At 51.4% G+C, this 6,587-nt stretch carries 5 protein-coding genes; all 5 read left to right on the forward strand.

All coding sequences use genetic code 11. From position 1 onward, the window contains the following. The first annotated feature begins 120 nt into the window (after positions 1-120). The 5 genes from ispE to FYJ84_RS11455 all read left to right on the forward strand — a co-directional run bounded on the left by ispE (position 121) and on the right by FYJ84_RS11455 (position 5,988). Complete coding sequence (gene ispE, locus FYJ84_RS11435) at positions 121-987, forward strand: 4-(cytidine 5'-diphospho)-2-C-methyl-D-erythritol kinase (RefSeq protein ID WP_154407741.1); 867 nt, start codon at positions 121-123, stop codon at positions 985-987. A gap of 145 nt (positions 988-1,132) precedes the next feature. Continuing rightward, the gene (locus tag FYJ84_RS11440; RefSeq protein ID WP_154407742.1) at positions 1,133-1,843 is read left to right on the forward strand and encodes a GntR family transcriptional regulator; all 711 of its coding nucleotides are present in this window, start codon (positions 1,133-1,135) and stop codon (positions 1,841-1,843) included. Positions 1,844-1,969: 126 nt separating this feature from the next. Next, complete coding sequence (glmU, locus tag FYJ84_RS11445; RefSeq protein ID WP_154407743.1) at positions 1,970-3,334, forward strand: bifunctional UDP-N-acetylglucosamine diphosphorylase/glucosamine-1-phosphate N-acetyltransferase GlmU; 1,365 nt, start codon at positions 1,970-1,972, stop codon at positions 3,332-3,334. Between the two features lie 158 nt (positions 3,335-3,492). Further along, on the forward strand, positions 3,493-4,455 hold the full coding sequence (locus FYJ84_RS11450) for a ribose-phosphate diphosphokinase (protein WP_154407744.1): 963 nt from the start codon (positions 3,493-3,495) through the stop codon (positions 4,453-4,455). A gap of 366 nt (positions 4,456-4,821) precedes the next feature. Further along, a complete protein-coding gene (locus FYJ84_RS11455; protein ID WP_154407745.1) occupies positions 4,822-5,988 on the forward strand; it encodes an aminotransferase class I/II-fold pyridoxal phosphate-dependent enzyme in 1,167 nt (388 codons plus the stop codon). Positions 5,989-6,587: the final 599 nt, after the last annotated feature.

The following is a 6,587-nucleotide window of genomic DNA, read 5'->3' on the forward strand; positions in this document are numbered from 1 at the left end:
TATTATCCTTTTCTTGTGAAGAAAAGTCAATAATCTTTTAATAACACTTGAAGAAAACCTGAAAAATTGATAAAATTTATGAGTGATATGCAAATTTGGACTGTAGGATGTGTTGCTGTCTTGATAACACTAAATGCAAATGCAAAAATCAATCTGACGCTGGATATTCTGGGACTGCGCGAGGATGGCTACCATGAGGTTGCCATGGTCATGCAGGAGGTGAGCCTGCACGATACCCTGTCCATGGAGAAATCCGGGGCAGGCATTCAGCTTTCCATCACCATAGAGGGACAGGATGGAGTGCTGCCGGCGGATGAGAGCAATCTCTGCTGGAAGGCTGCTGCCCTGGTGCAGCGGGAGTATGGGCTGACGGAAGGCGTGAGCATGGAGCTGGTAAAGCGTATCCCGATGGCTGCCGGCCTTGCCGGTGGCTCGGCGGATGCCGCTGCCGTGCTGAAGGGCATGAATCAGCTCTATGGCCTGGGCATGACGGAGGAGAGGCTCTGTGAGCTGGGGGCGAGGCTGGGCTCGGATATTCCTTTCTGCCTGATGGGGGGCACCATGCTTGCCACAGGCAGGGGCGAGATTCTGACCAGGCTGCCGTCTTTCCCGGAGACCTATGTAGTGCTTGCCAAGCCGGAGGCAGGGGTTTCTACTGCCTGGGCGTACAAGACATACGATGCAGGCTATGATGGGCCCCATCCTGACAATGAAGCCATGCTGAAAGCTATTGGGGAAGGTGACCGCCGCAAGGCAGCAGGGCTTTTGTGCAATGTGCTGGAGGGCATAACCATCAAGGAGCATGCTGTGATAGAGTCCTACAGGAAGATGATGCTGAAGCAGGGGGCGATGGCCAGCATGATGTCAGGCAGCGGCCCTACTGTGTTCGGCCTGGCAGAGGACGAAGCATCTGCCGGAAGGATTGCTGCCGCGGTAAAGGCTTTGGATGACAAGGCTGCGGTCTATGTGGCGAAAACTGTGGTATGACGTTATGAGGCTGTGAAGACGTCATGCTGTTGGGGATGAAGTTTTCCAATTTGTTAGTGGCTGGCAGGCAGCCTGGCACCTTGATGGGGATGCCGGTTTGGCTTGCCCTGGCAGCCTGGTAGGGAATAGAAGGATTTTGATTTAGATGGAAAAAAAGCTGACACCGATTAAACTGGATAGTTATCAGCCTCTCAGGGAGGTTGTGTGTGAAACCCTGCGTGATGCCATCCGCAAGGGTGTGCTGGCACCTGGGGAAAGACTGATGGAAATTCAGCTTGCGGAGGAGCTGGGGGTGAGCCGTACCCCTGTACGTGAGGCTATACGCAAGCTGGAGCTGGAGGGCTACGTGATTATGATGCCCCGGCGGGGTACTTATGTGGCGAATCTGTCCATCCGTGATGTGAATGAGGTTTTTGAAATCCGCACGTCATTGGACTCTCTTGCCAGCGGCCTGGCGGCGGAGCGCATTACGGATGAGGAGCTGGAGCATCTGCAGCGGCTCCTGGTATCTATTGGCGAGTATATCGAGGAAGGGGATATGGACAAAATCGTGGAGACTGACATGGAGTTCCATGATTTGCTGTATCAGGCCAGCCGCAATTCCCGGCTGGTGGGGATTATCTTCAATCTCAGGGAGCAGCTGACCCGCTTCCGCTCTACCTCCATGTCCTATCCTGGGCGCCTGAAGGCAACCCATGAGGAGCATTGCCGTATTGTGGAGGCAATAGCCAAGGGGGATGTGAAGGAGGCACAGGCAGCTTCTGAGTACCATATGGAGCAGGCGGAGCATACCCTGCTTGCCAGCATGGAGGAGCTGAAGAAGAAGGCTGCTGCCAAGTCAGGGAAGCAGCAATGATGTGATGATATAGTGGTATGATGGATGGCATTGTGATATTATGATATTATAATGCGATAAGATAATGATGTAATTACATAATGGGTAATTGATAAAAAATATTATGTGTGTTTTGGAGGCAATATAATGCTGGATTTAGTTACCGTAATTTTGGCGGCAGGCAAGGGAACCCGTATGAAATCAAAGCTGCCGAAGGTTCTGCACAAGGCGGCTGGCAAGCCGATGCTGCAGCATGTGCTGGATGCTGCCAAGGGGGCAGGTGCCAAGCGCAATATTGTGGTTGTGGGCTTTGGCGGTGAGCAGGTAAAGGAAGCTATGGGTGACCAGGCTGAGTTCGTGGTGCAGGCAGAGCAGCTGGGCACAGGCCATGCTGTTCGCCAGGCGGAGCCTCTCCTGAAGGATGAGCAGGGAACCGTTGTGGTTCTCTGCGGCGATACGCCTCTTGTGACCTCTGATCTGATTGCCAAGCTTTACGAGGGACACAAGGCAGCCGGTGCCAAGGCTACCGTGCTGACTGCCATCATGCCTGATGCTACCGGCTATGGGCGCATTATCCGCACTGCGGAGGGGGATGTGGCCCGCATCGTGGAGCAGAAGGATGCTACCGAGGCAGAGCGCCAGGTGAAGGAGGTCAACTCCGGTATTTATTGCTTTGAGTGCCAGGATTTGTTTGCGGCCTTGGAAAAGGTTGGCTGCGACAATGCCCAGGGCGAGTATTATCTGCCGGATGTGCTGGGGATTCTCCGGGAGCAGGGGGAGAAAATCTGGGCTGTGGCCGCAGATGATTATGAGTCCACCTTGGGCATCAATTCCCGGGTGCAGCTGGCCGGGGCAGAGAAAATCCTGCGCCGCCGCAAGAATATAGAGCTGATGGACAAGGGGGTTACCCTCATGGATCCTGACAGCACTTTTGTGGATGCCGATGTGGAGGTTGGTGCAGATACGGTTATTTATCCGTTCACCTGGCTGGAAGGCAAAACAGTTGTAGGCGAGGGCTGCGAGATTGGCCCTAACAGCCGCTTTACCAATGCGCAGATTGGTGATAATGTGGCTGCCCAGTTTACCTATGGCCATGACTGCGTGATTGACAGCGGCGTTACCATGGGGCCTTATGTGCATATCCGCCCGAATTCCCATATCTTCAACGATGTGAAGATTGGCAATTTTGTGGAGGTAAAGAACTCCAATGTAGGCGTTGGCACCAAGCTGCCGCATTTGCAGTACATCGGTGATTCTGATGTGGGCTCCAACGTAAACCTGGGCTGCGGCACTGTTACTGTCAACTATGATGGCAAGCTGAAGCACCGCACGGTTATTGGCGATAATGCCTTTGTTGGCTGCAATACCAGCCTGGTGGCTCCTGTCAGCGTAGGCGAGGGAGCATATATCGGTGCAGGCTCCGTGATTACCAAGGATGTGCCTGCCGGGGAGCTGGCTATCGGCCGCGCAAGGCAGAAGGTGATTACCGGCTGGGCGGATAAGCGCAAGTAATCAGGCGCAATTCAAGGGCAATTGCTGCCTGATGTATTTTGTTTATTTTGTGTATTGGGATATTCTGGTATATTTTTGTGTATTTTGGTATATTCAGCGCAAGCTGTTTATATATAAGAGGATAAGGAAAAAAGGAAATATTGGAGGCATTCAAAACAATGAACGAAGCTGCAAACAATTTACGACTTCTGGCCGGCAACGCAAATCCTGAGCTGGCAAAGGAAATTTCTGAACATCTCGGAATTCCGCTGGTTGATGCTCAGGTGGGCCATTTTAACAATGGTGAGATTCAGGTCATGATTAGTGAAAGTGTTCGTGGAAAAGACATCTTTATTATTCAGCCAACCTGTCAGCCTGTCAACGAGAACCTGATGGAGCTGCTGATTATGACAGATGCCTGCAAGCGCGCATCTGCCAAGAGCGTGACTGCAGTTGTGCCTTATTATGCATATGCTCGCCAGGACCGCAAGACCCGCGGCCGTGAGCCTATCTCTGCCAAGCTGGTGGCAAACCTCATGTCTGCTGCAGGCTTGAACCGCGTGGTGACCGTTGACCTGCATGCAGGCCAGATTCAGGGCTTCTTTGATATCCCTGTGGATCATCTGGCTGCTGCTCCTGCTTTGGCTGAGTATTTCCAGAGCCTGAACCTGGAGAATGTGGTTGTGGTATCTCCTGACCTGGGCGGTGTTACCCGTGCCCGCAACATGGCTGACCTTTTGGGCACCAGCATTGCTATCGTTGAGAAGCGTCGTCCGCGCCCTGGCTGTGCCGAGGTTATGAACCTGATTGGCGATGTAAAGGGCAAGACCTGCATCATGATTGATGATATGGTTGATACTGCCGGTTCTCTCTGCGAGGGTGCCAAGGCTCTGATGAAGCTGGGTGCCAAGGATGTATATGCCTGCTGTTCCCATGGTATCCTGACGGACCCTGCAACCCAGAGGATTCAGGATTCCTGCATCAAGCAGCTCGTTATTACCAATACTATTCCGGTTGATCAGAAGAAGAAGTGCGATAAGATTATCAGCATTTCCCTTGCTCCGATGCTGGCTGATTTCATTAAGTGCATTTATGAGAACCAGCCTGTAAGCAATCTGTTCAACAAGAAGTGGGGCAAATAAGTACGTAAGCAGATGAATATGTAAGCAGATGAATACGGCGATAGATGAATGTGGAAGCAGATAAATATGGCGGCAGGGCAGTGCCATTGCAGGCACGCTCTCGCTAGGCAATGAACCTAGCGGTACTAAGCTCTCACTGCGCCTTTGGCTTGTGAGTCGCTAAGTACCGAGGTTCATCAATCTGCCTGCAATGGCACATGCCCTGCCTCTTGTTCGTTGCCAGTCCGTTTCTAAGAAGCTTTAAGTTCTGTTAGTTCCTGGTTGGCAACTTGTTTGCTATTGGTACAATTATTCTATTATTAATAGCGATATTGTTATGGGGCGATGTCCGATCGTCCCTTTTCTGTTTTCAGGGAGGGTATGTGCATGGAATTTGCAAAGCGAATGGAGCAGTTCGGGGAAGGAGTTTTTTCCCGGCTGGCCGAGATGAGAAAAAATCGTGTGGCAGAGGGAAAAGAGGTCTTTGACCTGAGCATCGGTGCGCCCAATATTCCTCCTGCCAAGAGGATTATGGAGGTCATGGCGAAGGCCGTCATGGAGCCGAAAAACTACGTCTATGCCATCAATGATACACAGGAGATGCTGCAGGCTGTGGCACAGTGGTATCAGAGGCGTTACGGTGTAACAATGGACGCAGACACGGAAATCTGTTCCCTGCTGGGCTCCCAGGACGGGCTTTCCCATATAGCATTGTCCATATTGGATGCCGGTGATGTGATGCTGGTGCCTGACCCTTGCTATCCGATTTTTGCTGATGGGCCGCGGCTTGCCGGGGCGGAGCTGTACTACATGCCTCAGAAAAAGGAAAATGATTATGTCATCCAGCTGCAGGACATTCCGGAGGAAGTGGCGCAAAAAGCCAAGTTCATGCTGGTTTCTTATCCGAATAATCCTACGGCTGCCATGGCACCTGAGTCCTTTTATCATGAGCTGGTGGCATTTGCCAGAAAATATGATATTATCGTGCTCCATGACAATGCCTACAGCGAGCTGGTATTTGATGGCAGAAGCTGGGGCAGCTTCCTGAGCATTCCGGGGGCAAAGGATGTAGGAGTGGAGTTCAATTCCCTGTCCAAGACCTACGGGCTTGCCGGAGCAAGAATTGGCTATTGCCTGGGCAACAGCAGGGTTGTCAGTATGCTGAAGACCTTGAAATCAAATATGGACTATGGCATGTTCCTGCCGATTCAGGCAGCAGCAGTGGAAGCTATTACAGGAGACCAGTCCGTGGTGGCAGAAACCAGGGCAGCCTATGAGCGGCGCCGGGATGTGCTTTGTGACGGCCTCATTGCCGCAGGATGGCAGATGGACAAGCCGCCGGGAACCATGTTCGTGTGGGCCCCGGTGCCGGAGCAGTATGCTGACTCGGAAAGCTTTGTCAGGGATTTGCTGGACAAGACCGGCGTGCTGGTGACACCGGGCAGTGCCTTTGGCCCTTCCGGCGAGGGATATGTGCGCATGGCACTGGTACAGTCCGAGGAAGATATGCAGCGGATTGTGGAGGCTGTGAAGCAGAGCGGGATTTTTGCTTAAAATAAATTTCTAATCAAATAAAAAATCTGTTTGCGACTATTGCAAACAGATTTTTTATTTGGTATAATTTACTGGGTGCTACCAATACGGTAGGCGGTTAGCCCTCTCCGGAGGGACTGTTACCCTCCGTTTACATAGAAACCTTGCAAAAGGAATCTCACGATGGAGGGAAGTGATAGACATGTCAGTTGAAATCCTCGGCGTGCTCATCGGATCTTTGTGTCTGGTGATAGCCGCCATCCAGTTAGGATACACAATCGGCAAAGATATCCATAAACAAAAATAGCCGCCTCACGTCCAAAGTTGAGCGGCTATCTTTGCCAACCAACACGGGCTAACCGTCTATCGGTAGCACCTTTTTTCAATTCCCATTATACAACAAATGTAGTCACTTTTCAATATCTGCCGGATTTTCTTTGGGAGCTGGCAGATATTATTTTTTGCTGAAAACAGCGGCAGTGGGTACACTGCCGCTCAGACCGTAGACAAATATGGCAGCGAGTTATCCACACTCGCTGCCATATTTTTGCCTTATAAAGTAGTTTGTATTTTATTTTTTCAAAAAAACTATTTTTGCCATGTACAGACGGCTTTTGCAG

The sequence above is a fragment of the Anaerovibrio slackiae genome, assembly GCF_009695585.1.
GTDB lineage: Bacteria > Bacillota > Negativicutes > Selenomonadales > Selenomonadaceae > Anaerovibrio > Anaerovibrio slackiae.

Bases quoted from the DNA above. Each gene is read 5' to 3' on its own strand.
- FYJ84_RS11440 (WP_154407742.1), top strand. From the start codon at position 1,133: ATGGAAAAAAAGCTGACACCGATTAAACTGGATAGTTATCAGCCTCTC.
- FYJ84_RS11450 (WP_154407744.1), top strand. From the start codon at position 3,493: ATGAACGAAGCTGCAAACAATTTACGACTTCTGGCCGGCAACGCAAAT.
- FYJ84_RS11455 (WP_154407745.1), top strand. From the start codon at position 4,822: ATGGAATTTGCAAAGCGAATGGAGCAGTTCGGGGAAGGAGTTTTTTCC.
- glmU (WP_154407743.1), top strand. From the start codon at position 1,970: ATGCTGGATTTAGTTACCGTAATTTTGGCGGCAGGCAAGGGAACCCGT.